23 protein-coding genes and 1 tRNA gene are annotated in these 25,910 nt (G+C 71.6%); 8 read left to right on the forward strand and 16 right to left on the reverse strand.

All coding sequences use genetic code 11. The features are described from left to right. Positions 1–225 precede the first annotated feature (225 nt). The 3 genes from AWX74_RS26100 to AWX74_RS26110 form a co-directional block, all read right to left on the reverse strand. The gene (locus AWX74_RS26100) at positions 226–1,509 is read right to left on the reverse strand and encodes a class I SAM-dependent methyltransferase (RefSeq protein WP_054565259.1); all 1,284 of its coding nucleotides are present in this window, start codon (positions 1,507–1,509) and stop codon (positions 226–228) included. Positions 1,510–2,012: 503 nt separating this feature from the next. After that, a complete protein-coding gene (locus AWX74_RS26105) occupies positions 2,013–2,570 on the reverse strand; it encodes a dTDP-4-dehydrorhamnose 3,5-epimerase family protein (protein ID WP_091282283.1) in 558 nt (185 codons plus the stop codon). Further along, positions 2,570–3,595 (reverse strand): NAD-dependent epimerase/dehydratase family protein, encoded by a 1,026-nt coding sequence (locus AWX74_RS26110; RefSeq protein ID WP_091282286.1) that lies wholly within the window; start codon positions 3,593–3,595, stop codon positions 2,570–2,572. The genes AWX74_RS26105 and AWX74_RS26110 overlap by 1 nt, the downstream gene beginning before the upstream one ends. Before the next feature lie 491 nt (positions 3,596–4,086). On the opposite strand from AWX74_RS26110, the gene AWX74_RS26115 reads away from it, so the two are divergent. After that, positions 4,087–5,664 (forward strand): S8 family serine peptidase, encoded by a 1,578-nt coding sequence (locus tag AWX74_RS26115; RefSeq protein ID WP_341271978.1) that lies wholly within the window; start codon positions 4,087–4,089, stop codon positions 5,662–5,664. A gap of 210 nt (positions 5,665–5,874) precedes the next feature. On the opposite strand, the gene AWX74_RS26120 is transcribed toward AWX74_RS26115, so the two are convergent. Next, positions 5,875–6,816, reverse strand: a complete 942-nt coding sequence (locus AWX74_RS26120; protein ID WP_091282392.1) for a glycosyltransferase — start codon at positions 6,814–6,816, stop codon at positions 5,875–5,877. Positions 6,817–6,920: 104 nt separating this feature from the next. Continuing rightward, positions 6,921–8,141, reverse strand: a complete 1,221-nt coding sequence (locus tag AWX74_RS26125; RefSeq protein WP_091282295.1) for a glycosyltransferase family 2 protein — start codon at positions 8,139–8,141, stop codon at positions 6,921–6,923. A 486-nt stretch (positions 8,142–8,627) separates the two neighbouring features. Here AWX74_RS26125 and AWX74_RS26130 point away from each other — a divergent pair, with 486 nt between their 5' ends. Then, positions 8,628–9,878, forward strand: coding sequence for a glycosyltransferase (locus AWX74_RS26130; RefSeq protein WP_091282299.1), 1,251 nt, complete (start codon positions 8,628–8,630; stop codon positions 9,876–9,878). Between the two features lie 245 nt (positions 9,879–10,123). Here AWX74_RS26130 and AWX74_RS26135 read toward each other — a convergent pair whose 3' ends face one another. From AWX74_RS26135 to AWX74_RS26180, 10 genes are all read right to left on the reverse strand, one after another. Next, entirely contained in the window at positions 10,124–10,777 is a 654-nt protein-coding gene (locus tag AWX74_RS26135; RefSeq protein ID WP_054565264.1) for a PIG-L deacetylase family protein, read from the reverse strand. Positions 10,778–10,877: 100 nt separating this feature from the next. After that, positions 10,878–11,465 (reverse strand): aminoacyl-tRNA hydrolase, encoded by a 588-nt coding sequence (gene pth / locus AWX74_RS26140; protein WP_091282301.1) that lies wholly within the window; start codon positions 11,463–11,465, stop codon positions 10,878–10,880. A gap of 23 nt (positions 11,466–11,488) precedes the next feature. Next, positions 11,489–12,118, reverse strand: a complete 630-nt coding sequence (locus tag AWX74_RS26145; protein WP_091282304.1) for a 50S ribosomal protein L25/general stress protein Ctc — start codon at positions 12,116–12,118, stop codon at positions 11,489–11,491. A 286-nt stretch (positions 12,119–12,404) separates the two neighbouring features. After that, positions 12,405–12,965, reverse strand: coding sequence for an alkaline shock response membrane anchor protein AmaP (locus AWX74_RS26150; RefSeq protein ID WP_091282309.1), 561 nt, complete (start codon positions 12,963–12,965; stop codon positions 12,405–12,407). Between the two features lie 101 nt (positions 12,966–13,066). Beyond that, a complete protein-coding gene (locus AWX74_RS26155; protein ID WP_193209807.1) occupies positions 13,067–13,942 on the reverse strand; it encodes a DUF6286 domain-containing protein in 876 nt (291 codons plus the stop codon). Between the two features lie 178 nt (positions 13,943–14,120). Next, on the reverse strand, positions 14,121–14,486 hold the full coding sequence (locus AWX74_RS26160) for an Asp23/Gls24 family envelope stress response protein (RefSeq protein WP_091282313.1): 366 nt from the start codon (positions 14,484–14,486) through the stop codon (positions 14,121–14,123). Beyond that, a complete protein-coding gene (locus tag AWX74_RS26165) occupies positions 14,483–14,731 on the reverse strand; it encodes a DUF2273 domain-containing protein (protein WP_091282316.1) in 249 nt (82 codons plus the stop codon). The genes AWX74_RS26160 and AWX74_RS26165 overlap by 4 nt, the downstream gene beginning before the upstream one ends. A gap of 205 nt (positions 14,732–14,936) precedes the next feature. Further along, positions 14,937–15,284, reverse strand: a complete 348-nt coding sequence (locus AWX74_RS26170) for a hypothetical protein (RefSeq protein WP_091282319.1) — start codon at positions 15,282–15,284, stop codon at positions 14,937–14,939. Continuing rightward, positions 15,265–15,714, reverse strand: a complete 450-nt coding sequence (locus tag AWX74_RS26175) for a hypothetical protein (protein WP_091282323.1) — start codon at positions 15,712–15,714, stop codon at positions 15,265–15,267. Before AWX74_RS26175 ends, AWX74_RS26170 begins: the two co-directional genes overlap by 20 nt. Further along, on the reverse strand, positions 15,711–16,304 hold the full coding sequence (locus AWX74_RS26180; RefSeq protein ID WP_091282326.1) for an Asp23/Gls24 family envelope stress response protein: 594 nt from the start codon (positions 16,302–16,304) through the stop codon (positions 15,711–15,713). The genes AWX74_RS26175 and AWX74_RS26180 overlap by 4 nt, the downstream gene beginning before the upstream one ends. 423 nt (positions 16,305–16,727) lie before the next feature. On the opposite strand from AWX74_RS26180, the gene AWX74_RS26185 reads away from it, so the two are divergent. Both AWX74_RS26185 and AWX74_RS26190 read left to right on the forward strand, forming a co-directional pair. Next, positions 16,728–17,714, forward strand: a complete 987-nt coding sequence (locus tag AWX74_RS26185) for a 4-(cytidine 5'-diphospho)-2-C-methyl-D-erythritol kinase (protein ID WP_242666426.1) — start codon at positions 16,728–16,730, stop codon at positions 17,712–17,714. Between the two features lie 94 nt (positions 17,715–17,808). Further along, a complete protein-coding gene (locus tag AWX74_RS26190; protein WP_091282332.1) occupies positions 17,809–19,692 on the forward strand; it encodes an ABC-F family ATP-binding cassette domain-containing protein in 1,884 nt (627 codons plus the stop codon). Between the two features lie 62 nt (positions 19,693–19,754). Here the strand turns inward: AWX74_RS26190 and AWX74_RS26195 are convergent, their stop codons facing one another. Beyond that, a complete protein-coding gene (locus AWX74_RS26195; protein ID WP_091282396.1) occupies positions 19,755–20,777 on the reverse strand; it encodes an acyl-CoA desaturase in 1,023 nt (340 codons plus the stop codon). A gap of 518 nt (positions 20,778–21,295) precedes the next feature. Here AWX74_RS26195 and AWX74_RS26200 point away from each other — a divergent pair. The 4 genes from AWX74_RS26200 (at position 21,296) to AWX74_RS26215 (ending at position 25,734) form a co-directional block, all read left to right on the forward strand. Next, a tRNA-Gln gene (locus tag AWX74_RS26200) sits at positions 21,296–21,367 on the forward strand. Positions 21,368–21,792: 425 nt separating this feature from the next. Further along, a complete protein-coding gene (glmU, locus tag AWX74_RS26205) occupies positions 21,793–23,247 on the forward strand; it encodes a bifunctional UDP-N-acetylglucosamine diphosphorylase/glucosamine-1-phosphate N-acetyltransferase GlmU (protein ID WP_091282399.1) in 1,455 nt (484 codons plus the stop codon). 390 nt (positions 23,248–23,637) lie between these two features. Continuing rightward, entirely contained in the window at positions 23,638–24,612 is a 975-nt protein-coding gene (locus AWX74_RS26210; RefSeq protein WP_091282335.1) for a ribose-phosphate diphosphokinase, read from the forward strand. A 99-nt stretch (positions 24,613–24,711) separates the two neighbouring features. Then, positions 24,712–25,734, forward strand: coding sequence for a tryptophan--tRNA ligase (locus AWX74_RS26215; protein WP_091282338.1), 1,023 nt, complete (start codon positions 24,712–24,714; stop codon positions 25,732–25,734). Positions 25,735–25,910 lie beyond the last annotated feature (176 nt).

Here is a 25,910-nt window from a genome sequence, read left to right on the forward strand (position 1 = left end):
TCGCCGGGCGCGGGGCACGTACTGGGTGCTTCCGGCGTCGCCGGACGGCACCTCGGGCGGGAGGTCGGCGTCCTCCCCGCCCGCGGCTCTCGGTTCCGTGCCGAGATCGGTCATGCCGGACGCCCCGCTCCGCCGGGCAGGCTCAGGGCGCCCGGAGCACGGGGTGCACGGCACAGCCGGACGGCTGCCGACACAGGTGTCATTGCTTTGGTGGGTGCCGCTTTCCTAGAGAACGACCGGACGGGGAACGGGGACGATGAAGCGCCCGCCCCGAGCGGCGTACTCCTCCTGCTGCGCCATGATCTCCTTCTTCACGTTCCAGGCCAGGAGCAGCAGGTAGTCGGGCTGACGCTCCAGCAGGACGGCCGGGTCGAGGATCGGGATCCGCGCACCGGGGATGTACTTGCCCTGCTTGTGGACGTTGCGGTCGACGACGAAGTCGATCAGCGAGTGGTCGATGCCGGTCGAGTTCAGCAGGGTGGCACCCTTCGCGGCGGCACCGTAGGCGGCGACGGACTTCCCGTCCGCCCGCAACGAGCGCAGCAGCTCGGTCAGCTCGGTCTGCAGCACGCGGACGTCGTCGCCGAAGCTCGCGTAGCGCTCGAACGAGCCCAGCCCGGCGGCCCGCTCGGCGTCCAGCACCTCGGCCACCGAGGCCGTCGGCGCGGCCGCCGCCTGCTGCTGCATCCGCCAGCGCAGCGTGCCGCCGTGCAGCTCGGTGAACTCCTCGACCCCGACCAGCGCCAGGCCGTGGCGGCGCATGAGGGCGTCCACGGCGATGGTGGAGAAGTAGCAGAAGTGCTCGTGGTAGACGGTGTCGAACTCGTTGTGCGCCAGCAGTGCGCCGACCCCGGGGTTCTCGACGTCGATGATGCCGTCGTCCTTCAGCAGGATCGAGAAGCCCTCGACGAAGCTGTTCAGGTCCGGGACGTGGGCCATCACGTTGTTCGCGATGATGACGTCCGCCTTGAGGCCCTCGGCGACGAGCGCGCGGGCGAGGTCGGCGCCGAAGAACTCCTCACGGGTGGGCACACCCGCCTTACGCGCCGCGGCCGCCGGCCCCGGCGTCGGCTCGATGCCGAGTACCGGGATGCCCCGCTCGACGAACGCCTTGAGCAGGTAGCCGTCGTTGCTGGCGACCTCGACGACCAGGCTGTCCGGCCCGAGGTCGCGGCTCGCGATCAGGTCGATCACGTGCTTCTCGGAGTGCCGCACGAGCATGTCGGAGAACGAGGAGAAGTACGGGTAGTCGGCGTCGAAGATCTCGTCAGCGGGCAGCGCGTGGGTGAGCTGGACGAGCGCGCACTGCTCGCAGAAGCCGACCTCCAGTGGGAAGACGGGGTCGACCGCGCCAAGCGCGTCCGCCTTCACCAGCCGGTTCGCGACCGGAGTGGAGCCCAGCGACAGGAAGAGCCGCGGAGCGGGCCCGTCGCATGATCTGCAGGCGGTGACCGGGGCGGCGACGCCCCCCGCGGCCGTGCTTCCTTCTGCTGCGCTACCGGATGACATTCGTTCCCCTGTTCGAGGTCACTGCGGCGCGGTGACCAGTGAGCGGCCTGCGTTGGGCTGCGGCCGGTCCGTAGCCGGCCTCGTTCGAGATGATGACGACCGCAATCCTCACGGCAATCGTGGTGCTGGCCCGACGCCCGCTGGCCGTCTTCGGTCAGCGGCCACGAGCTGGACCACCAGCAGTCGCATCCGACCAGATCACCATGACAGGCATGCAAACAACCTGATCACTGGTCCTCTCCGCGTTCCCGGTCCGAGCCGCCACCGGGCACTTCCACGCTACTGAAGTGCCCTGTGCGCCACGCCCGCCGCCGGCTTCGCCCGCTTCGTCCGCCTCCTGCCCGGGATCGGCCCACGGCAGGCCGTCCATCCCGTGACGTGAGTGTCACACACGTGCGGAGTTGACCTGACGCAAGCACGCCGGGCATCTCGACGGGCACCACAGAAGCGGCCACCGGCACGGGCACGGGCACGGGCACGGGCACGGGCACGGGCACGGCGGTCTATCGGGTGGCGGCCCCGCTCGGTACGGCGGCGGTCAGCAACGGCCAGGCGCGGTCCTTGTCCGAGATCACGGAGACAGGCAGCGGCCAGGCGATGCCGAGGCGCGGGTCGTCGAAACGGAGCCCGCGATCGTGCCCCGGGGTGAACGGCACGTTCATCTGGTAGGTGGCCTCTGTGTCGTCCACCAGGGTCTGGTAGCCGTGGGCCAGGCCGGCCGAGATGAACAGGGCCCGGTGGTTGTCCGCGGTCAGCTCCACCGCCACGTGCTCCAGGTAGGTCGGCGAACCGGGCCTGGTGTCGACGACGACGTCCAGCAGCGCCCCGCGGGTGCACCGGACCAGCTTGGTCTCGCGCACCGGCTCACCGGCCCAGTGCATGCCGCGGACCGTCCCGGCGAGCCGGTTGTAGGCCACGCTGCACTGGGCGACGGAGACCTCCAGCCCGGCGGCGGCGAACTCCTCGGCGCAGAAGGTGCGCGCGAACAGGCCGCGGGCGTCGGTGAAGGCCTCGACGTCGACGACCGTGACGCCGTCGACGGCGGTGGGCGTGAGGATCATCAGGCGGTCCAGAACAGCTCGGCGTCGACCTGCCCCGTGCCGATCAGGTACTGGAGCTGCTTGAGCCGGGTGTGCCCGCGGCCGGTGAACGTCTCGGCGTCGAGCTGGATGCGGCTGAAGACCTCATGCAGCTGCTTGGCGCCGCTGTGGGCGTCCCATTCGCAGGCGAAGCCGGGGAGCTGGGTGGCGATCTTCTCGAAGGACACCCGGTAGCTGCGGTTGTCCCCGCCGTTGTCGCCGAAGCTCAGCCGGCAGCCGGTGAAGACGGTGGCGACCGCGTCCGCGATCTCCTTCACCTGGTAGTTCTGCGCGCTGTCACCCACGTTGAAGATCTGGTTGTGGACGGCGTCGCGCGGCGCGGCGAGCACGCAGCGGATCGCCTTGGCGATGTCCAGGCCGTGCACCAGCGGGCGCCAGGGCGTGCCGTCCGAGGTCATCGCGATCTCACCGGTGGTCCAGGCGACCCCGGCCAGGTTGTTCAGCACGATGTCGAAACGCATCCGCGGCGAGGCACCGTAGGCCGTCGCGTTACGCATGAAGGTCGGCGAGAAGGTGTCGTCGGCCAGCGGCGCGACGTCCCGCTCGACGAGCACCTTGCACTCCGCGTACGGGGTCTGCGGGTTGACCGGGGACGTCTCCGTGACGTCCGAGCCGGTCGCGACCCCGTAGACGCTGCAGGACGACATGTAGACGAAGCGCTCGACGCCCGCCTGCTTGGCGAGCTTCGCCAACTGCACCGACCCCTGGTGGTTCACCTTGTAGGTGACGTCCGGCGCGAGCGCGCCGAGGGGGTCGTTGGACAGCTCAGCCATGTGCACGACGGCGTCGACGCCTTCGAAGTCCTCGACGGTGAGGTTCCGGAGGTCCTTGTCGATCGTGTAGGGAACGCGATCCATGCCGCGGTAGAGCCAGCCGAACTTGTAGTAGCCGGTGTCGACACCGACCACGTCGTGACCATCGCGCAGCAGCTCCGGGGCCAGCAGACACCCCAGGTAGCCTTCCGTGCCGGTGACGAGCACCTTCATTCGCGAGTCCTCCCGATCTCGACAACGGCACGCCAGATCCACACGCGACCCAACGTTCCGACCCCAGAAGGTACCGAGGTGGTCGGAGGGGTCGTTGTCGACGCCCCGCCAGATTCCTGTCCGTCTGGCGACGACCACTCTGCGCATACCCCGCGGGGCCGGGGCGCCACACAAAAATGTGATTCCCGCCACCCGGAGTCCCCGACATGCGTCGGGCCCAGACGTGGGGTCTGTCGACTCAAAGACAAACGCCCACACAACGCCCGGGATGTGTCAGGCTCGGCGACGGACATCAAGTGAGCTTTTTCCGTCTCACGGCCCGTGGTCAGGATGCCGGTGGGTCCACGTCGGCGACGGAAAAGCTCGCGTCCCATGTGAAGGCGTGATGCGCCACCCCTGGTCCCGCGTTGGCGGAACGTCCGAAGGCAGGTCGGTTGGTGATGGGTGGCCGACGCGGAAGTCGCACGGCGTTGTCGGCCGTGGTCCTCACCTTGTCGTTCGCTGTGCCCGCAACGGCGGCCATCGCGGCCGGGCCCACCTCCGCGACGGGGCCCACCCCAACCCCCGGTCTCTTCTCGTCCAGGGAAGAACAGTGGTACCAGCAGAGCCTCCGACTGGCTGACGCGCACCAGGTGAGCCTCGGCGCCGGAGTCATCGTGGCCGTCATCGACGGCGGCGTGGACGCCACCCATCCCAAGCTGCGCGGCCAACTGCTGCCCGGCGCCGGCATCGGTACGGACGCCGCAGTCGACGGGCTGCGGGACGACGACCCCGACGGCCACGGCACCGCGATGGCCGGGATCATCGCCGGCCGTGCCGACGTCGGGGATCCGGCCGTCTGGGGGGTGGCACCGGCGGCGAAGGTCCTGCCGATCTCCACGGGCGTGCGGGCGGACTCCGACGAGGTCGCCCGCGGGATCCGGATCGCGGTGGACCGCGGCGCCGACGTGATCAGCATGTCGCTGGGCTCGGTGGGGCATGCCACCGACGCCGAGGAGCGTGCCGTCCGGTACGCGCTGGAGCGCGACGTGGTCGTGGTGGCCTCGGCCGGCAACACCGAGCCTGGCGACACCGCCGTGAACTCGCCGGCGAACATCCCCGGAGTCATCGCCGTCACCGGCACGGACTACCGCGGGCGCTTCTGGGGTGGCTCGGTGCAGGGGCCACAGTCCGTCCTGGCCGCGCCAGGGCCGGCGATCCGGGTTCCGGTACCGACGCGGGTCTCCGAGGACGGGCTCGACACCGGCGGCGGCACCAGCAACTCCGCCGCGATCGTCGCGGGTGTCGCGGCGCTCGTCCGGGCCGAGCTGCCCACCCTCGACGCGGCCAACGTCGTCAACCGGCTGATTCGCACCGCAACCGACATGGGCCCGCTGGGACGTGACGACCAGTACGGCTTCGGGCTCGTTGACCCGGTCGCGGCGCTGACGACCGAGATCCCACTCGTCGCCACGAACCCGTTGCTCGCCACGCGCAGCCCCGGTGCCACCGCGGCGGGCGATGCCACGGCGGACAGTTCAGCGGGCGGCAGCGCGGCGACGGGGAGCCTCACAGCGGCCCCGGACGACTCCGTCGGCCTCGCCCCCTCGAAGCGCTCGGCCGGGCCCTCCGCGGCGCTGTGGATTCTCATGCTGGGCCTGGCCACGGTCGAGGGTGCGCTGCTCGGAGCACTCGCGCACCTTCTGTTCGGTGCCCGGTACGCGACGATGCGCGAACGCCGCAGGCAGCGAAAGGCCACACCGGTGGACCCGAGCTGGTCGCCGCCAGGGCACGCACCCGCACCAAGGCCGGCCTGGCCCGCGGTGAATCCGGCCTGGTCCACGGCGACGGCGGTCCGGCCCGCGCCGACACCGGTTCGGCAGGCACCGCAGACAAGGGCTCGGCAGGCCCCGGCAGCAGCCCGGCCCGAGCCCGCGGCGCACATCGTCCGGCCGCAGACACCGCAGGGACGGCCCACGATGCCGGTACGTCCGGTGCATCAGCACCCGCCAGCCATCCGGCCGCGGGCCACCACGCCACCGTCGGCGGGCAGGCCCGTCGACACCCAGCCCTGGAAGACCCCCCACTGACCAGCCGAGCGACGCCTCCCGGGGCGTCCGCTCCTCCTACCTCCTGGCGGCCGGCAGGAGTCCGGGATTTTGGTCGTTCCGCAGGCCCTGGCGGAGTCCCGAACTTCGGGACGTCGTTGCTGCCGGGCAAGAGTTGAGGATCCTGGTCGTCAGCACGACCAGGATCCCATGATCTTCAAGCGGTGGCGATCTCAGCACCACGCCCGGAGGTCAGCGCGGCGGCGGGCCGACCAGCAGGCCCTTGATGTACGCCGCGTGCTCGTCCGCCGTGGCCTTGTGGCCGCGGGCCCGGGAAAGCGCGGTACGCCCGGCATAACCCGCGACGAGCATGGAGCGCATGACGTTCACCCGTGCCGGCGCGTTGTGCTTGCGCAGATAGCGGACCATCGAGGCGCCACGCATCTGGAGCATCCAGGTCTTGCCGGCGCCGGAGCCGCCCGCGCCGTGCGGAACGAACAGGTCGGTGCGCAGCTGCTGCCGCAGCCCCGCCTCCCGAATCGCCCGGCCGAGCGCCATGTCCTCGTTGTAGACGTAGAACGTCTCGTCGAAGCCGCCCAGCTCCAGGAAGGCCTTGCGGCGCACGGCCATGCAGGCCCCCGTCAGCCACTCGGGGCTCATCGGGCGGTTGGGCTTCGGGCGGGCGAACAGCGCCGACGACGGCGCGATCTTGTGTGCGCCGAGCACATGCATGAGGACCCGGCGCGGGGTCGGCTCCCAGCCGCCGTTCCCGAGCTCGGGCCGGCCGTCGGTGCCCTGCATCGTGGCCGCGCTGACGACCAGCTCGGGGTCACGCTCAAGGTCGTCCACGAGCGCCTGCATGATCTCGACGGTCGGCCGGCTGTCGGGGTTGCCCAGCACCACGTACTCGTATGCGGACGAGCGCATGCCCATGTTCGAGGCCTTCGCGAAGCCCTTGCCGCCGCCCGAGTCGATGTACCGGCCGTTCGGCCGCAGCGCGACGAGCTCGTCGACCTTGTCCACGCCCTTGGCGTTGTCGGTGACCACGACCGGCAGGTCCGGCGGCAGCGTCTCGAACATCTGCTCCAGCTGACCACGGCTGTGGAAACTCACCAGGGACAGCTCGAACGACCAGCCGGGCGCGACGGGCCGGGTGCTCGGTGCGGCCGCGGATGTGGCTGCGTCCGCCGCCACATCCGCCGCGGCTGCCGCGTCCGCGGGAGCGCTGGGCGCTGTCGGCTCCACGGGCTCGGTTTCGGCAGCCGGGACGGCATCGTTGTCCGACACGTGAACTCCTCTCAGCTCGCCCTGGAGGCCGGCGTGCTCGCGGGGCCGGAGGCGGCCTCGGGAGCGGACGGAAGCTGGGTCGGGGACTGCGCGGCGGCCGGGGCCTGCCGTTCCGGCTTCGGCCAGACCGCGGGACGGTCGTGGGCGAGGAAACGGCGTACCCCGCCGAGCGCCACGGCCTGCAGGAAGAACACCTGGGCCACCAGCCGGCTCGGGCCGGGCGGTGTGCCGCCCCTCATGAGCACGCCGGCGCTGGCCGCACCGGCCGCGTTGCCGACCAGGAAGAGCCGGGCCCCCCAGCTGTGCCGCGCCGCCGGCACAGCCAGCGCCACCAACGCCACGTGTGCCATCGGCCCGAACGAGGATCGGACGAGCCGGTGCCCCCAGAGCTGGGCGGTCACGGGCAGCGCGCCGGGGACGAGCGCCTCACGGCGCCGCCAGAGCATGTCCAGGTTCCCGGCGACGATTCGGGTACGACGTTCCCATTCGGCGTCATAGTCCGGTGCGGACGTCTCTATCGAATACGCCTCGGGCTCGTAGACCACCCGCAGACCACTTTCGAGAATGTCCAACGCGAGCCAGGCATCATCGACCGCGGTGTCGCCCGGCAACGGGCGGAACGCCTTACGCCGGAAAGCGAGCATCTCGCCGACCACGCCGATGGTGGCACCCGTCGCCGACTCGCACTGCTTGAGCCAGGACTCGAACTTCCAGTAGAAGCCCTGGGCACCCGCCGGGTCGTCGACCTGTTTCTCACCGGCCACCGCACCGACGGTCTCATCGGTGAAGTGGCGGGCCGCGGCGCGCAGCGCGTGCGGCGCCAGCACCGCGTTGGCATCGGTGAGCACAACCACGTCATGGCTCGCCGCCGCGACCCCGCGGTTGACCGCACGGGCCTTGCCCAGCCGCTCCCCGGAGGAGAGGACGCGGACGCCGGGGCGGCGGGCGGCCGCGGCCGTCTCCGCGTCGTCCGCGACGACCACGATCTCCATCTGCCCGGGGTAGTCCGTACCGGTCAGCTCGTCGAGCTTCGTACCGATGACGGCGGCCTCACGGTAGGCGGAGACCACCACGCTCAGCCCCGGCCAGACCTCTGGGTCCTCCGGCTGTGACGGTGTGAGCCCACGACTCCGGTACCCGATATAGGCGGGATACAGAACGTGACCGTACACGGCGGTCGCACCGAGTGCCGCGATCGCGACGCCCTTACCGAACGCACGAGCTCCTGTCATGGCATTACCGTAGCGGTGGCCTTGCGCGTCCGCAGAGAGGCCCCCGGGCATCGTTCCCGTCAGATCGGCGACGCCCGTCGAGTCGCGATCACCGTCCGCTCAACGGATCGGCTTCGCCGTGGTCTGATCCGTGATCTGGTTCGCGCCGACAGACGGGCACGTCACCTCGCAGCCGGTCCGTGTTTATTGCGCTCGCAATGAAGCCGAAACAGCCGTGTTCCCCCGCCGCATTCCGCCGCGGGTCGCACCGGACTTGTCCCACTGGCCCTGGCGCACGGGCCTTTCGGCGCGGGCATCTGCCAATCCGGCCGGAGTCCGGTGGTACCAAGGTGCCAGTCGGCCGCGAGCTCCCGCCAGCAGGTCCCGCCAGCCGGCCCCGCACGGGCCGGTCCCCCACGACGGCGCGGGCAATGGCGGCGACGCCCCGGCCCGCCGTTCGTGGACCGGTCGGCGGCGTCGCGGGACCAACGGGCTACAGTTGCTGGGATGAGCGACTCCGAACGCTGGATCGTCGTGGTCGAGGAGCCCTTCCTGCCCGCGGATGCCGGTGGGCGTGTGGAGACATTCAGCTTCCTCACCGCGGCCTCGGCGGCCGGTATCCGGATGCAGGTCCTGGTGCCGTCCCGTACCGACCTCGATATCGCCGCCTATGAGGAGGCCGTTCCCGGCGCGGCCGTCATCCGGCTTCCCCGGGACGACAGTCCCCTCGCGCACCTGTCCCCGCGGCCCTTCATCCACGCGTCGCGCCCCGTCGGGCCGTTGCGCAAGGCCCTGCGGCAGACGCCACCCCGAGCCGACTTCGTCATCAGCTACAGCTGCCGGACGTCGCATCTGGGCGAGGAGATCGCGCGCATCTGGCGTCTTCCGCACCTGGTGCGCGCGCACAACATCGACTCGGAGTTCTTCCACGTCCTCGCCCGGAGCTCCAGCGGGCCCCGCGCGGTCGCCTACGAGCTGGAGTACCACCGCCTCCGGCTGGCCGAGCAGGAGATGCACCACTCGCCGCTCATCAACGCCATCGCCGACATCTCGGTCGAGGACCACGAATGGCGCCGGCCGCGGGCGAGCGTCCCGACATACCATCTGCCACCGTTCCTGCCGGCCAGCACGGTCGCGGGTGTGCGGGCGGCGGGCGGGCTCGCGGGCATCGAGCGGGCGGGGACCACCGCGGTGTTCGTCGGCTCGCTGGACACGCCCACGAACATCGAGGCGCTGCGGTGGTTCCTCGGGGGCTGCTGGCCGACGATCCGCCAGCGCCACCCCGAGGCGATCCTGCAGGTCGTCGGGCGGCGCCCCGAAGAGGGGCTCGCACAGTGGCTCGGCGGTTTCGACGGTGTCGAGCTGCACACCGACGTGCCGAGCGTCCTCGGCTACGTCGCCGGCGCCACGGTGTCGGTGAACCCGATGCAGTCCGGGTCCGGTGTCAACATCAAGGCGATCGAGGCGATGTCGGTCGGCACACCGGTGGTGAGCACGCCGACGGGCAGCCGTGGCCTCGGCTGGCGCGCGGGTGAGCACCTGCTCGTCGCGGACGACCCGGCCGCGTTCGCCGACGCGGTCTGCGGCCTGTTGGAGAACCCGTGGCTGGCCGCCGAGGTCGGCACCGCGGGCCGCGACTTCGTCCTGCGAGAGCTTGATCATGCGACGCTCATCGGCCGCCTCCGGAGCATGCTGGCCGATCAGCATCGCGCGGCCACAGCCGCGGCGCCGGGCCAGCCGGCCGCGACACTCCGGTAGCCCCAGCGGATCCCGAGCTCCGGGCGGCCGTTGCCACTTTTGCCGCAGTTGCCGCCTGGCAGGATCTGAGGATTCTGGTCGGTGGGACGACGCAGATCCTCAGATTTTCGAACCGTGACTTCGGGCCGCCGTTGCCACCCGGCAGGACTCGAGGATTTTGGTCGTTGGAACGACCGAAATCCCCCACTCTTCGCAGGTGCCGGGTGGCCAGCCTTCGTGACTGCCGGGTGGCCACCCGCCGGTGATCACCAGAGGAGCGTCAGCTTGCGCGCGTCGAAGGCCTCGGCGTAGCGGCTGCCGCACTCCACGCCCCGCAGCCGCATGGTGGCGCGAAAGGTCTCCTCGTCGAACCAGACCCGGTCGTGCTGGCTGCGGAAATGCCGCTGCAGGTGCTCGACCTTGGCCGCGACCACCGACTCGGACACCGGCACGTAGAGAGTGGGCGTGCCCCGGTCGCCCTCCCACTTCGGGATCTCATAGCCGAGGATCAGCGCGCCCCGGAAAGCCTGCCAGGCCAGTTCGGCCAGCATGCGATGGTCCTGATGGGCATCGCTCAGTGAGGGCGCGAAAACGACGTCCGGCGTGATCTGGCGGGCGATCTGGAGCAGCATCTCCTTCACCCCGCTCCACTCGCGGGGCAGGAACCCGTCCCGAACCTCGTGCAGGTGCAGCGAGCCCAGCGACGAGCCGAGCAGCTCACGGGCACTGGCCTCGGCCTCGGAGCCCCGCTCGCCGCCGCCGGAGAAGACCACCCAGTGGACCATGGTCCCCGGGCGAGAGGCGATCATCTGGGCGATCGTGCCACCGGCGCCGATCTCCACGTCATCGGCGTGCGCGCCGAGCGCGACGACGGTGTAGGAGTCGCCCGAGAGCGGGCGCCCGGGCGTCAGTGCGAGCATCGAGGGCTCTGGTCACGCAGCACCCCGCCAACTTACCCGGATGCCCAGCGGGCGAACATGGTTGGCGCACGGCGCATTCGCCCTGCCTGCGCCGTACCCGTCAGCTGGCGTGGAAACGGTTCTGGACCGCGGAGAGCTCCTCGGAGAGCAGTGACTCGACAGCATCCGCCGCGCTGTCGACGAGCAGCGGAAGCTCCTTGCGCTCAACCGTGCTGAAGTCACGAAGCACGAAGTCCGCCGGGTCCATCCGGCCAGGCGGGCGGCCGATACCGACCCGCACCCGGAGATAGTCACGCGAGCCCAGCGATGAGGTGATCGACCGGAGGCCGTTGTGGCCGTTGTCCCCGCCTCCGCGCTTGAGCCGGATGGCGCCGAACGGGATGTCCAGCTCGTCGTGCACGACGATCACGTGCGCGACGTCCACCTTGTAGAAGGCCCGCAGGGCAGCCGCCGGAGGCCCCGAGACGTTCATGAACGTCCGGGGCCTGGCGAGCACCGCCGGACGGCCGGCGAGGCGCACCTGGTCCACATCGGCGCGGGAGCGGTGGGATCGCAGCCGAGCGCCGGTGCGCTCGGCCAGCAGGTCCACCACCATGAAACCGACGTTATGCCGGTTCCCGGCATAACCGGGCCCAGGATTGCCGAGGCCGACGACGAGCCAGGGCCCGTCGTCGGCGGAAACGTCCACGTGGTTCGCCGAACGGCTCAGGCTCAGGCCGACGCGGCGGCTTCGGCGGTCTCGGCACCCTCGGCGGCCTCGGCGGTCTCACCGAGGTCGGCCTCGACCTGGGCCGCCGTCTTCTTGGCCAGCCCCTGAACGATGACCAGCTCGGCGTCAGCTTCGAGCTCGACGCCGCGCGGCAGCTCGAGCTGGGAGGCGGCGATGCCGTGCCCCGGCTCGAGACCGGTGATGTCGACCTCGATCGGGCCGGGCAGCGCAGTCGCGTCCGCCTTGACGGCGAGCGCGGTGACCTGCTGGTCGACCAGGGTGTCGGGGTGGGCGTCACCGACGAGGGTGATCGCGACCTCGACCGTGACCCGCTCACCGCGGTTCACCAGGACGAGATCGACGTGCTCGTAGCTGCCGCGGATCGGGTGGCGCTGCACCTCCTTGGGGAGGGCGAGCTCGGTGCTACCCGAGATCTCCAGCGTCAGCAGGACGTTGGTACCGGCGTCGGTCTTGAACGCGTGCAGCAGATCGTGGGCGGGCAGCGCGATGTGGCGCGGCGGCTGGCCGTGACCGTAGAGAACAGCCGGGACCTTGCCGGCCCGGCGGGTGCGACGAGCCCCGCCCTTCCCGAACTCGGTGCGCGGCTCCGCGGCGATGCGGACCTCGGACATGGGGGCGCTCATCCTTTCAACAACTGATAACTCGGCGCCGTCGGGACAATCCCGCACAGTGCCAGCTCACACTGTGCTCTTCACACAGCGCCAGCTCGCACAGTGATGGATCAGTGCCGGACGGCGAGACCGCGAAGGACGCGGTTCTCAACAGTACCGGACGCACTGCCGTCAACTCCTGACGGGTGTCGTGTCGCCCAGGACAGTCTCACCTATTGAACGGTCCACCCGACGGACAGTGTGACCGACCCGCCGCAGTGTGACCGACCCGCCCGAGAAGCAGGCATCAGAGCACCCGGGCCGGCGGTGCAGCGTACACCCCGAGCTCGACCTCGGCCGCCAGGTCCGGACGCCCCAATGCGCGCTGTGCGCGCGGCAGGACGCGGCCCTCGACGTCGGAACGCACCGCACGGGCGTCCGCGCCGGCCTCCGCCTCGACGGCCATCTGCAGCACCGGCCGCCGCGGACCCCCCCGAAGGTCCACCCGGGCAGCTCGCACCACCGGGTTCCGCAGCAGATCGTCCGCGACGGCGTCGGTCAGCGCGGCGCTGCCAACATGGACACCACCGACCACGTCGTCGGTGATCTGGAGCCCACGCGGCCGGCCGGTTCTGAGCTGAGCGAACATCCAGCCGAGCGCGCCCAGGGCGAGAAGCCCGGCCGCCGTGCCCACCGCTGGCCAGAACCAGCCATGCCGGGCCGCGAAGGATCTGATGTCAGGGCCGAGCACGGCCTGGTCGGCGAAGTCCGTGCCGAACACACCGAATCCGGCCAGGAGCACGACCACACCGGCACCGAGCAGAAGCAGGCCGAGCAGCCCCAACAGGACACGGTTCCAGCGCTCCACCGCCGGCCGGTACCGGCGTCGCCGCAGCCCGGCGGAGCCAGCGTGGCGCCCAGCGCCAGCGCCTCCGCCTCCGTCGCCGCCAGCTCCACGCCCACCGGGCCTCACCGCGGTCGCTCCCGCGCCCCCAGGGCGTCCTGTGCGGCGGCCGCACCACCCGCGGCACCGCCACCTGCTGCACCGTCACCCGCCGCGTGGACGTCCCGCACGTGGGCGTCCTGTGTGTGGGCGTCCTGTGTGTGGACGCCGCCGGCGACCCGGCGCCTGGCCGCGGACGTCCCCCAGCCGGTCGGGGCCCCCGCGGCACCGTCGGGCCGGATCCGCCGACTCCCCCGCCGAAGTCGTCGCGGCCGCCCGCCGACCGCCGGCTCCAGCACGAGCCGCGGCGGACGTCGCAGCTCGAAGGACTCGATCGTGCGCGCGAGCCGTGCCCGGACCTCCGTCACCGCGCCTACGGACGTCCGCCCCCGCAGCCGTGGACGGACCACCGCGCGGCGGCGCCTTACCCGCACCGACACGGACGTGATCCCGTCGGTCGCCAGCGCCGTGGCGCGAAGTGCTCGGGCGAGGGCACTGCGAGGCACGTACACGGCCACCTCCGCCGCCGCACCGGACGCGCACGCTCCAGACGCTCCAGACACAGACGCACGGGACGCGGACGCGCCGGAGGACGAAACGCGGGACGACGACGCGCCGGACGCGCCGGAAGTGGTCGGACGGGCCTGGAACCGGGGCCTACCGCCAGCCCGGGAGCCGAGCAGGAGCAGGCCGAGGCCGACGAGCGCGAGCAGCACGCCCCAGAAGCGGGCCGCGCCGGACGACCACGCCCAGGCGGTGAGGTGGGCCGACCAGGCGGGCCAGTCGACGATCACCGGCCCGCGCCCGCCGGACGCGGCGACGATCTCCACGACCGCGATCACACCGGCGGCCGCGAGCAGCGCCGCGACGAGTGCGGCAAGAACACGGTTACCGGGCCGCATGGCGCCTCCCTCAGCCGCTGGGATCCCCGTCCAGCTGCTGGGCCTCCCCCGACGCCGACTCCGCAATCACGAAACCGAGGTCCGAGCGAACGACCAGCACACTTCGATCTGCCCGGCGGTAGCCGTCCCGACACGTCGCCACCGCGGGCGGGCGGACGACCCGGGCGGGCGGACGACCTCAGTGCGCCCGCACTCCGGCGCCAGCCGGCCCGCACAGCATCGGCACCTCGATGTCGATGTGCGCGACGGAGAGACCAGCCAGTGCGGCGACCCGCTCACGCACCCGGTTGCGGACCGCCTCGGCCGTGGCCGCGACCGGAGCCGGGTACACGACCGACAAGGTCAGCGACACCCGGACCGCTCCGTTGACGACCTTCACCGAAGCCTCGGGCCAGCGCCTGAGACGGCCCCTCCTCCCCGGGCGGGGCGGCGGGGCCGCGACGTCCTCGACCTCGGCCGCGGCGACCGCGGCGATCTTCGCCACCACCCGTTCCGCCACCCGCACCGCGCCCGGACGAGCCCCGGCCGGGGTCCTGATGTTCACGTCCGCCCCCGACGGCGCTCGCCGCGGACGAACCCGTCGCGTGGCGAGCGGGCCGAGCGTTCCGAGCCGGACCGGGCGCGGACCCACTCAAGGCGACTCAGATCGATGTCACCATCAACGATCTTCCCGACGAACAGGCCGATCGCGCCGAAGAGCAGAACGATGAGGAACTCACCGAAGCCCCCGAACGCCAGCGCGAGACCAGCGACGAGCCCGGCGACAAGCCCTAGCGCACCCGATCGCATCCAGGCACCTCCCCATAGACGTCACCGACCGTCACCGACTCAACCCTCGGCTCTCGGCTCTGGCACGACTTCACGGCTACGGCTCGCCGCTCACTGGCCCACCGTTCACCGAGACCGCTCACCTCACCGAGACCGCTCACCGAGTGTCGGACTCGGCACGTTGGGTCGGCACCAAGTCTCACCCGGGCGCTCATGACCTTCCAGTTCACGAGCGGCCGCCCGTCCGCGCCAGCATGCGGGCGAGCGCCGCGAGGCTGCGACGGAGCACACCCTGCCGGCGGTAGAAGGTGACGGTCTGCGACGGCCGAGCGTCGTCGAACGCACGCAGCCCCTGGGCGAACGCCACCGGGTCACCACCGCGGTCCGGGTGGTTCGCGAGAACGAAGCGCCGCCGAGCGGCCTGTAGCCGCGCCCGCTGCGCCAGCCGCGCCCGCTCCGCCGCCGCTTCGGCCCCCGCGGGACGGGGCGGGTTCCGGCCGGCTCGGCTCCCGGCGCGGGCGGCACCGCGGGCGGACGCCCCGGGCCCGCGGCGGTCAGCTACCCGAACCGGCATGGGTGAAACCCTCAACTCTCCGGGCTTCGAGCGGGGCGCCGCGGGTGACCGGAGCGCCAGGGGCCGGGGACGGCCACCCCGGCAGGTCGACGTCGAGATCGGTGATCATCACGTCCACCCGTGGGATTTCCGGAGCCGCGATGAGAACCGCCGACCGGACCTGGTTCGCGAGCTCGGTCATGGTGGGGCCGTAGCGGCAGACCACCGCGACGACGACCGCGTCCGGTAGCACCCGCACCGCCTCGGCCGGGTTACCGGCCAGCCGGATCACGTCCGGACACGCCCGCACCTGTCGCTCGACCGCGCGCCGCTCGACCGCGCGCCGGTCGGTGCTCCATCCGCGACCCGCACCCGGGGTGGGCCGAGCCCGCGCGCCCGCGACCGCACCGGTGGTGGCGATGGCGGCGGTGGTGGCGGTGGCGGTGGTCATTGCACTCGGGGGCCCTGTTCCGGCTCCTCATCGCCGATATAGACGTCATCGACGGCGATGTTGACCTCGGTGACCTCCAGGCCGGTCATCTGCTCGATCGAGTCGACGACGTTGCGCCGCACGGCCTGGGAGAGATCGACGATCGAGACCCCGTACTCGCAGACCACATCGAGGTCGACGGCCGCCTGCCGCTCACCGACCTCGACCGCGACCCCCTGCGACACGCTGGGAGTGGTGCCCGGCAGCCGGGATCTGAACGTGCCCATCACACGGGTTCCGCCGGTTCCGAGGTCGTGCACGCCCGAGACCTCCCGGGTGGCCACCCCGGCGATCTTGCGTACGACCGAGTCCGAGATCGACGTCCGGCCCTGGGCCGTCACCAGTTCGGTGGACGTGCGCCTGGCCATCGCTCCCGAGCGCTCGGAGGTGCCGTTACCGCGGCCTTCGTAGCGGTCCCCGCTGCCGGCCGGGGCCCCCTGGGACGCCGACGGCCCGGAATGCGCCGACCAGGTCTGCCCGGGTCCCCCACGCGCCGCCGCTGCGTCCTGGCCCGAGTCCGCTGCGGCCTCGGTCCGAGTGGTGGTCGTCATCGCTGCCCCTCCCGCGTCACGGTTCCTCTCATCCGGCCGACCGGGTACACCCGGGCCGACCGCACCTCGCCGGGCATCGGGCCGGCCGTCGGGCCGGACCATCGGGCGCACACCCGTCGTGGTCTGCGATCACCGGCCATGGCCTGCCATGTCCCGCGTGCTGTGCACCCGACGGGTACCCGCCCGGACCGGACTAATACGTCCGCCCGGCGCGCGGAGCCGATCGGACGCCGCGACCGATAGGTTGAGCGCAAGCCCTGGTGACCACCACCGGCCACGCCGAGCGCGCTCGCCGCGAGCGACGCCTGAGCCAAGGAGCGTCCGCTGCCTCGATCGAATCCGGGTCGACGCACCGCCGAACCCGGTCACGCCCAACCCACCGTCACCGTTCGCGCTCCCGCCAAGGTCAACCTGCACCTCGGAGTGGGCCCACTGCGCGCCGACGGCTACCACGAAGTAACGACGATCCTGCAGGCCGTCTCGCTCTACGACGAGATCACCGCGACGTCGATCCCGCCGGAGTCGCTGGCCGGGCCGGACGGCTCCGGCCCCGTCTTCACCGACGAGGACCCGATCATCGTCACGGTCGGTGTCGCGGGCGAAGGCGCCCGACCGTCGAGCCCGGCGGGCGCCGACGGCGACGACACGCCAGCCGAGTCCTCGATCTCGGTGGTGCCCACCGGCCGGGACAACCTGGCCGTCCGCGCCGCGTACCTCGTCGCCGAGGCGGCCGGCATCCACGGGGAAGCGGCCCATCTGACCCTGTCGAAGGGCATCCCCGTGGCGGCCGGCATGGCCGGCGGCAGCGCGGACGCGGCCGCGGCCCTGGTCGCCTTCGACGCCCTGTGGGGAGCCGGCCTGGACCGCGCGACCCTGGTGGAACTGGCCTCCCGGCTGGGCAGCGACGTCCCGTTCCCGCTCGCCGGCGGGACCGCGCTCGGCACCGGCCGCGGTGAGCAGCTGACCGACGTCCTCGGGCGCGGCGAGTACCACTGGGTGTTCGCCCTCGCCGACGGCGGGCTGTCCACCCCCGCTGTCTACGCCGAGTTCGACCGGCTGGCCGAGGGCCGGCTGCAGACCGGCCCGACGCCCGCCGACGCGGTGCTCAGCGCCCTGCGCAGCGGTTCTCCCGAGGAGCTCGGCGCCGCGCTCGTCAACGACCTGCAGCCGGCCGCGCTGCGGCTGCGTCCGTCACTGCGGCGGGTCCTGGAGAGCGGTCTCGAGCTCGGGGCGATCGGCGCGATCGTGAGTGGCTCCGGGCCGACCTGTGCCTTCCTCGCGCGGGACGCCGCCGCCAGCGTGTCGCTCGCGGCGAGCCTCGCCGGCATGGGTGTCGCCCGGGCGGTCCGGCGTGCGCAGGGGCCGGTGGCGGGCGCCCAGGTGCTTCCCCCGTCGTCCGCCTCGGCGTGACGGTGACCCGCGTGCCAGTGACAGGCCTGACTGTGGCCGGCGTGACTGTGACAGGCGTGACGGTGACAGGCGTGGCGATGACGCGGAGGCCGGCGTGAGCGCTGTCGTCGTCTCGCTGGAGACGGTTTCCGCCGCGCACGGCACGCGGGTCCTGCTCGACGGGGTGAGCCTCGGGCTCGGTACCGGGGAGCGGATCGGTGTGGTCGGCCGCAACGGGGCCGGGAAGTCCACCCTGCTGCGCATCCTCTCCGGTGAGGCACAGCCGGACTCCGGCCGGGTCGTGCACGCCGGTGGCACCCGGATCGGCGCGCTGTCCCAGACCGACGCGCTGCCCGCCGGCACCGTCCGTTCGGCGGTCGTCGGCGACGTGGCCGACCACGTGTGGGCGGCCGACCCCCGGCAGCGGGCGGTGCTCACCGGCCTCGGGCTGCTCGACCGGCTCGACGAGGGCACCGCCACGATGTCCGGCGGTGAACGGCGGCGGGTCGCGCTGGCCCGCCTGCTCGTCCAGGAGCTCGACCTGCTCATCCTGGACGAGCCGACCAACCATCTCGACGTCGAGGGCGTCGCCTGGCTCGCGCGTCACCTCGCCTCCCGGCGATGCGCCCTGCTCGTCGCCACCCACGACCGCTGGTTCCTCGACGAGGTCTGCGACCGCGTCTGGGAGGTCGTGGACGGGCGGGTCGACGCCTACGAGGGCGGCTACTCGGCGTATGTGCTGGCCCGGGCGGAACGCGCCCGGCGGGCCGACGCGACCGAGGCCCGGCGGCAGAACCTGCTCCGCAAGGAGCTGGCCTGGCTGCGCCGTGGCCCGCCGGCCCGGACCAGCAAGCCGCGGTTCCGCATCGACGCCGCCAACGCGCTGATCGCCGACGAGCCACCGGCCCGCGACAGCCTCGCGCTGCGCACGTTCGCCGCCGCGCGCCTGGGCAAGGACGTCTTCGACGTCGAGGACGCCACGTTGTCCGTCGGTGGCCGTGAGCTGCTGCACGACGTGACCTGGCGGCTGGGGCCCGGCGACCGGATCGGGCTGGTCGGGGTCAACGGTGCCGGCAAGACCTCGCTGCTGCGCCTGCTCACCGGCGCGTTGCGGCCGGACTCCGGGCAGGTCCGGCAGGGTGCCAGCGCGCGCGTCGCGACCCTGTCCCAGGAGGTCGCCGAGCTGCCGGGCGAGCTGCGGGCGCTGGAGGCCGTCGAGCAGGTCGCCCGGGTCCTCACGTTGGAACGCGGCCGGGAGCGGACGGCCGGGCAGATGCTCGAGCAGTTCGGCCTTCCCTCAGGCCGGCAGTGGACCCGGGTGCGTGATCTCTCCGGTGGCGAGCGGCGCCGCCTCCAACTGCTGCGGCTGTTGATGGAGCGGCCGAACGTGCTGCTCCTGGACGAACCCACGAACGATCTCGACACCGACACGCTGACCGCGCTCGAGGACCTGCTGGACTCCTGGCCCGGGACCCTCGTGGTCGTCAGCCACGACCGCTACTTCCTGGAGCGCACCTGCGACGTCGTGATGGCGCTGCTGGGCGACAGGCGGATCACCATGCTGCCGGGCGGGGTCGAGGAGTACCTGGCCAGGCGGGCGGCGGCCGAGGCCTCGGCCGGATCCCCGGGCCAGCCGCCGAGCTCGGCCGGGGCTGGCGGCGGGAGCGCCACCGGCCGGTCCACCGCCACCGACCGGTCCGCCGGGAACGGCTCCGGGGCCGCGACCGGCGCGGGGACCGGGCCCGGGGCGAGCACGCCGGCGGCTCCGGCGATGACCTCCGGAGAGCTGCGGGCGGCCCGCAAGGAGCTGTCCCGGTTGGAGCGGGCCCTGGAGAAGCTCGAGCGCCAGGAGTCGGAGCTGCACACCGCGCTGGCCGAGGCCGCCACCGATCACAGGCGCATCCTCGCCCTGAACACCGAGCTGCAGGCCGTCACGGCGCAGAAGGACTCCACCGAGGAGCAGTGGCTGACCCTGGCCTCGCGGGTCGAGGGCTCCTGACCCGCGAGTGACCCGGCTCCTGACCCGCGAGGCAGCCGCGCCGCGCCGCCCGGCCGGCGCGGTCAGACCCGCTTGCCGGCCAGGCGCTCCGGATCAGGCCAGCGGACGTCCCAGACCAGCCGCAGGGTCTCGAGCAGCTTGATGCCGTAGAAGCTGGTGTCGACCTGCCAGGGCCGGACGCCGTGCCGGGCCGAGGTCGGCTCGGCGTGGTGCAGGTTGTGCCAGGACTCACCCATGGACAGCAGCGCCAGCGGCCACACATTGCCGGAACGGTCCCGCGAGCGGTAGGGCCGCGAGCCCAGGACGTGGCAGATGCTGTTCACCGACCAGGTGACGTGGTGCAGCAATGCCACCCGGACGAGCGAGGCCCAGAAGAAGGCCTGCACGGCCGCTTCGAACGAACCACCCCACAACCCGCCGACAAGCGGGGGCACCGCGAGGCTGACAAAGGCGCAGAGGGCGAAGGAGTGACTGATCCGAACAATCATCGGGTCGTCCAGAAGGTCTGGAGCATAGCGGCGCTGATCGGTCTGCTCGACGTCGAAAAGCCAGCCGATGTGGGAGTGCCAGAGGCCGCGGGCGAGCGCGACCGGCCCGGTGCCGTAGCGCCACGGCGAGTGCGGGTCGCCCTCGGCATCGCTGAAGGCATGGTGGCGGCGGTGGTCCGCGACCCAGCGGATCACCGGTCCCTCAATAGCCATGTTGCCGGCGATCGCCAGCGCTGCCCGCACCGGCCGGGAGGTCTTGAATCCACGGTGGGTGAAATACCGGTGGAATCCAATCGTGACACCGTGGCCGGTGATCGCGTACATCACTGCCGCCAGCACCACGTCACGCCAGGAGATCCAGCGCCCCCACAACAACGGAACGGCCGCGACAAGCGCGGCGAACGGAACCAGGATCGTGGCCAGCAGCACAACCTGTTCACCGCGTGCCCGGGCGGCCGAGCCCGGCATGGCGGTGTGGCGCTCCCCCGGCTGCTCCGACGCAGGTCGGCCGGCACTCGCGGAGCGCTGGTCACCGTCGGCGACAGACACACCCCGAGGCCTGTTTTCAGTAGTTTTCACCGTGTCGGCAGCGGTCATCGGCTTCATCCCGTCCGTCGCGGTGGGCCGCTCACTGCCGACCCTGTAGTCGCCACGTTAGCCCGCTTGGATGACGGCCGGCCCCATTCACGGCGTCCGCCACGCAAACGGGCCGTGCAACCGGGTACGTGCCGGACCGCGGCGCGGCAGATCGCGTTCTTTACGCGAGCACTGATTCCCCGACCGGTCGGTCCTGACACCCCCCGCAATGTGATCATCACCTTGTGTCCTTAGGGTGTGCTGTCGGGAGAGGTGTAGCCGGCCGGGCACCGGGTGAAGGCGAAGGGCGGCGGGCCGCGAGGGCAATAACGGGCCGTGGCCGACCGGAGTCGCCGCGGCGACTCCGGTCGGCCACGAGGCGACACTCGAACCGTGCCGCCGCAGCCGCGGCGGCGCGTGGCCGGCGAGACCACATGCACGCACGCCCAGACCCGCGAATATTTCTTCCCATCGCCGCGACGATGGTAGACTAGCGCCGGAACTGGCCGGCCTTTTCCCAACGGCCCCTTTCCTCACGGTCCGCCGTAGTGTAATCGGCAGCACAGGAGATTTTGGTTCTCTTAGTCCACGTTCGAGTCGTGGCGGCGGAGCACGAGGGAAGCAGGATGTTTCGGGCCCGTGGGCCACACTATCCCGCCAGGTGTATCTCTTTATTTTAATCCCTGATTTCTGTATCGTATTCACACGATCCCGGATCTGGAGATGGACCCACTCAACGCCGAGCCTTTCCATCTCACGGTCCACGGTCAGGGGCATCGCGGGTACCAGCCGACGATGGAAAAGGTGCATTGAACCTTTTCCGTCTCACGGTCACGGTCAGCGACGCCGCAGGTCCCCCGCCGACTACGGAAAAGGTTCACTGGGTAGAGTGCTGCCCCGGTAGGCTGCCAGTCGATGCCTCACGTTCCGCGAGTGAGCCGGTGCAGGTCGACCGGTGCGGTTCGGCCGGTGCGCTTCGGCCATCGACGAGGCAGGCCAGGCGCAGCCCGGTTCCGTCGAGATTGCGGGAGCTTCTGTGACTCAGCCACGTCCGGCCGCTGTCATCGTCCTCGCGGCGGGCGAAGGCCGGCGAATGCGTTCGAAGCTGCCCAAGGTCCTGCACCGGCTCGCCGGGCGCACCCTGCTCGAGCACGTGCTCCACGCGGCCACGCCGATCCAGGCCGAACGCACCGTGGTCGTCGTCGGCCACGGGCGGGAGCAGGTCACGGCGATGCTCGCCGACCGCGCGCCGCACGTGATCACCGCGGTGCAGGAGCACCAGGGCGGCACCGGGCACGCCGTGCGAGCCGCCCTCGGCGCACTCGGCGATCTCCCGCCGGACGCACCGGTGATCGTGCTGCCGGGTGACGTGCCGCTCCTGACCCGCGAGGCGGTCACCGGCCTCGTCGAACACCACCACGAGACGGCCGCCGCGGCGACGATCCTGACAGCCGCGGTCGCGGACCCCACCGGGTACGGCCGGATCGTGCGCGGCCCCGGCGGCCGGGTGCGGGAGATCGTCGAACAGCGCGACGCGGATGCGGCCACCGCGGCGATCAACGAGATCAACACCGGCGTGTACGTCTTCGACGTCGAACTGCTGCGCGGTGCGCTCAAGCGGCTCACCACCGACAACGCGCAGGGCGAGGAGTACCTCACCGACGTGGTCGGCCTGCTCGTGGCGGACAGCCAGCCCGTGGCGGCACATGTGCTCGCGGACGCGGCCGAGGCGGCCGGTGTCAACGACCGCCGGCAGCTCGGCGAGGCCGGCGTCGCCCTGCGCGATCGCATCGTCAACGCGGCGATGCTCGCCGGGACCACCATCGTCGACCCCGCCTCCACCTGGATCGACGCAGACGTCCGGCTGGAGCCCGACACGACGCTCTGGCCGAACACCCGTCTGCGCGGGGCCACCAGGGTCGCCGCCGGCGCCGAGATCGGCCCGGACTGCACCCTCATCGACACGGTGGTCGGCACGGGCGCCCGGGTGACCAGTTCGGTGGCGGAACGTGCCGAGGTGGGCCCAGACGCCGTCGTGGGCCCGTTCGCGCACCTGCGCCCCGGCACCCGGCTCGGCCGGAACGGCAAGATCGGCGCCTTCGTCGAGACCAAGGCCGCCGAGATCGGCGCCGACAGCAAGGTTCCGCACCTCGCCTACGTCGGGGACGCGGTGATCGGCGAACGGAGCAACATCGGCTGCACCACCGTGTTCGTGAACTACGACGGCGTCGCCAAGCATCGGACGGTGATCGGCTCGGACGTCCGCATCGGCAGCGACACGATGCTGGTAGCCCCCGTCACCGTCGGCGACGGCGCCTACACCGGTGCCGGCTCCGTCATCCGGGAGGACGTCCCGCCCGGTGCGCTGGCGGTCCGGGAGGGGCGCCAGCGCACGATCGTCGACTGGGTGCTGCGCCGACGTCCCGACAGCCCTGCGGCACGCGCCGCCGAAGCCGCGAGGAGCGCCGTCCAGCGGCAGCCGGAGACGTGAGTTGAAGCACAGCGCATTCCTCGCCCCCTCCATTCACTGGCATTTGCCCCGTTACGGGTCGAACGTGGGAGAGGTTTGGTCAAAGTTGTGCCGGTCCAGGGTTTACGGTCGACCTCTGGGGCGCGAAGGGACCGCCTGATCCCGACGCAGCCCCCTCCAGCCCTGCGCGATGCCTGGTCGGAGGGGGTAGATCTGCCCTGACCGTGCGGCGGCGTTGCCCAGGTCCCGGCTCGCGACGGGCGCCACCCGACCATGGGTGTGTCGCCCAGCGGCCACCGGACGGTCCCCTGAGGGCGGCCCGGCCGACATTGCTTCCCCGTCCGCCAGCGCCCCTGCCAGGCCGCCTGCCAGAGGTACGAGCCACCAGCCATGCGCCTTGAGGAGAAACCGGTGGGATACCAGACCGAGAACCGTCGGAACCTGATGCTCTTCGCGGGACGTTCCCACCCCGAGCTCGCGGCGGAGGTCGCCCGAGCTCTCGATGTGGAGCCCGTGCCGACGAACGCCTACGAGTTCGCCAGCGGTGAGATCTTCGTCCGCTTCGAGGAATCCGTCCGCGGCTGCGACGCCTTCGTGCTCCAGTGCCATGGCGCACCGGTGAACACCTGGCTGATGGAGCAGCTGATCATGGTGGACGCGCTCAAGCGCGCGAGCGCCAAACGCATCACCGTCGTCGCCCCGTTCTACCCGTACGCCCGCCAGGACAAGAAGCACCGCGGGCGCGAGCCGATCTCCGCCCGGCTGGTCGCCGACCTGTTCAAGGCCGCCGGCGCGCACCGGCTGATGTCCGTCGACCTGCACACCGCGCAGATCCAGGGCTTCTTCGACGGGCCGGTGGACCACCTGTTCGCGCTGCCGCTGCTGGCGGACTACATCGAGAACAAGCTGGACACCTCGGAGGTCACGGTCGTGGCTCCGGACTCGGGCCGGGTCCGGGTCGCCGAGCGGTGGACCGACCGGCTCGGCTGCCCGCTGGCGATCATCCACAAGCGCCGCGACCCGGACGTCCCGAACCAGGTCAAGATGTTCGACGTCGTGGGTGAGGTCGACGGGCGCACCTGCGTGATCGTCGACGACATGATCGACACCGCCGGCACGATCACCAAGGCGGCGGAGTCGCTGAAGGAGCACGGCGCGACCAACGTCATCGCTGCGGCGACCCACGGGGTGCTGTCCGGCCCCGCCGCCGACCGGCTGAAGAACTCCGAGATCAGCGAGGTCGTGCTCACCAACACCCTGCCGCTGCCGAGCGAGGCACGCATCGACAAGATCACCGAGCTGTCGATCGAGCCGCTGATCGCCGCCGCGATCAAGGCCGTGTTCGAGGACGGATCAGTGACCGGCCTGTTCGGCGGAGACGCCTGATCTGCCGGTTCTTCCCGTCGTCCCCGCTTTCCGCCGCCCCGGTGCCGATCAGATGTCGGCTGCCGGGGCGGTCGGCCGCTGTCCGTAGAATCAGGCAGCATGACGCAGGATCGCCGCCGGGTGTCGCTGACCGGGATCAAACCGACCGGTGAACCCCACCTCGGCAACTACATCGGGGCGATCCGGCCCGCGCTGGAGCTCACGGCGACCTACGAGTCGATCTACTTCATCGCCGACTACCACGCCCTGACCTCGATCAGGGACAGGGCGCAGTTCGCCACCTACACCAGGTCGGTCGCGGCCACCTGGATCACGCTCGGCCTCGACCCCGAGCAGACGATCTTCTACAAGCAGTCCGACGTCCCGGAGATCTTCGAGCTCACCTGGATCCTGTCCTGCGTCACGGGCAAGGGCCTGATGAACCGGGCTCACGCCTACAAGGCCGCTCGCGACCGCAACGCCGAGAGCGGCGCCGCCGACCTGGACGCCGGCGTCAACATGGGGCTGTTCAACTACCCCATCCTGATGGCCGTCGACATCCTCATCATGGGCTCCGACGTGGTCCCCGTGGGGCAGGACCAGGTCCAGCACGTCGAGTACGCGGCGGACATCGCCGGCTCGTTCAACCACCTCTTCGGCAGCGAGTACAGCCTGAAGATCCCCACGGCGCTGATCCCGGCCGGCACCGGTGCCCGGACGATGCCCGGCACCGACGGCCGCAAGATGAGCAAGTCGTACGGGAACACGATTCCGCTGTTCGCACCGCCGTCACGGCTACGCAAGCTGGTCCGCGGGATCGTCAGCGACAGCACCCCCGTCGAGGAGCCGAAGGACCCGGACAGCTCCGCGGCCTTCCAGATCTACGAGAACTTCGCGACGCCGGACGACGTCAAGGACATGCGGGTCCGCCTCGAGCAGGGCGGCACCGGCTGGGGCGAGCTGAAGAACGCCCTGTACGAGACGCTGGAGGCCTGGCTGACCCCGCTGCGGGCCCGGTACGACGAGCTGGTGGCCCCCGGCAGCGAGCTGGACGCGATCCTCGCCGCCGGCGCGGAGAAGGCCCGCGACCGGGCCCGCCCGGTCCTGGCCGGTGCCCGCCGCGCCATCGGCGTCGACAGCTAGGCCCCCGGGGCGCCGGAAACCCTGCCGCAAGATCCCGAGCCTCCGGTTTCCGCCGCCCCCGCCTGCCGCCTGCCGCCTGCCGCCGAGCAAGGGTCGCCAGGCCGCTGCGCTGGCCTCCACGGATGCAGGGAAAAATAGGGCCGGGTCGCCTGGTAAGCCGGTGATTCTGTGATGCC

The organism is Parafrankia irregularis (assembly GCF_001536285.1).
GTDB classification, from domain to species: domain Bacteria; phylum Actinomycetota; class Actinomycetes; order Frankiales; family Frankiaceae; genus Parafrankia; species Parafrankia irregularis.

Coding starts and splice junctions, on each gene's coding strand:
- AWX74_RS26100 (WP_054565259.1), bottom strand. CDS start 1,509: ATGTCATCCGGTAGCGCAGCAGAAGGAAGCACGGCCGCGGGGGGCGTC.
- AWX74_RS26105 (WP_091282283.1), bottom strand. CDS start 2,570: ATGATCCTCACGCCCACCGCCGTCGACGGCGTCACGGTCGTCGACGTC.
- AWX74_RS26110 (WP_091282286.1), bottom strand. CDS start 3,595: ATGAAGGTGCTCGTCACCGGCACGGAAGGCTACCTGGGGTGTCTGCTG.
- AWX74_RS26125 (WP_091282295.1), bottom strand. CDS start 8,141: ATGACAGGAGCTCGTGCGTTCGGTAAGGGCGTCGCGATCGCGGCACTC.
- AWX74_RS26130 (WP_091282299.1), top strand. CDS start 8,628: ATGAGCGACTCCGAACGCTGGATCGTCGTGGTCGAGGAGCCCTTCCTG.
- AWX74_RS26135 (WP_054565264.1), bottom strand. CDS start 10,777: ATGCTCGCACTGACGCCCGGGCGCCCGCTCTCGGGCGACTCCTACACC.
- AWX74_RS26145 (WP_091282304.1), bottom strand. CDS start 12,118: ATGTCCGAGGTCCGCATCGCCGCGGAGCCGCGCACCGAGTTCGGGAAG.
- AWX74_RS26155 (WP_193209807.1), bottom strand. CDS start 13,942: ATGCGGCCCGGTAACCGTGTTCTTGCCGCACTCGTCGCGGCGCTGCTC.
- AWX74_RS26165 (WP_091282316.1), bottom strand. CDS start 14,731: ATGCGATCGGGTGCGCTAGGGCTTGTCGCCGGGCTCGTCGCTGGTCTC.
- AWX74_RS26170 (WP_091282319.1), bottom strand. CDS start 15,284: ATGCCGGTTCGGGTAGCTGACCGCCGCGGGCCCGGGGCGTCCGCCCGC.
- AWX74_RS26175 (WP_091282323.1), bottom strand. CDS start 15,714: ATGACCACCGCCACCGCCACCACCGCCGCCATCGCCACCACCGGTGCG.
- AWX74_RS26180 (WP_091282326.1), bottom strand. CDS start 16,304: ATGACGACCACCACTCGGACCGAGGCCGCAGCGGACTCGGGCCAGGAC.
- AWX74_RS26195 (WP_091282396.1), bottom strand. CDS start 20,777: ATGACCGCTGCCGACACGGTGAAAACTACTGAAAACAGGCCTCGGGGT.
- AWX74_RS26215 (WP_091282338.1), top strand. CDS start 24,712: ATGACGCAGGATCGCCGCCGGGTGTCGCTGACCGGGATCAAACCGACC.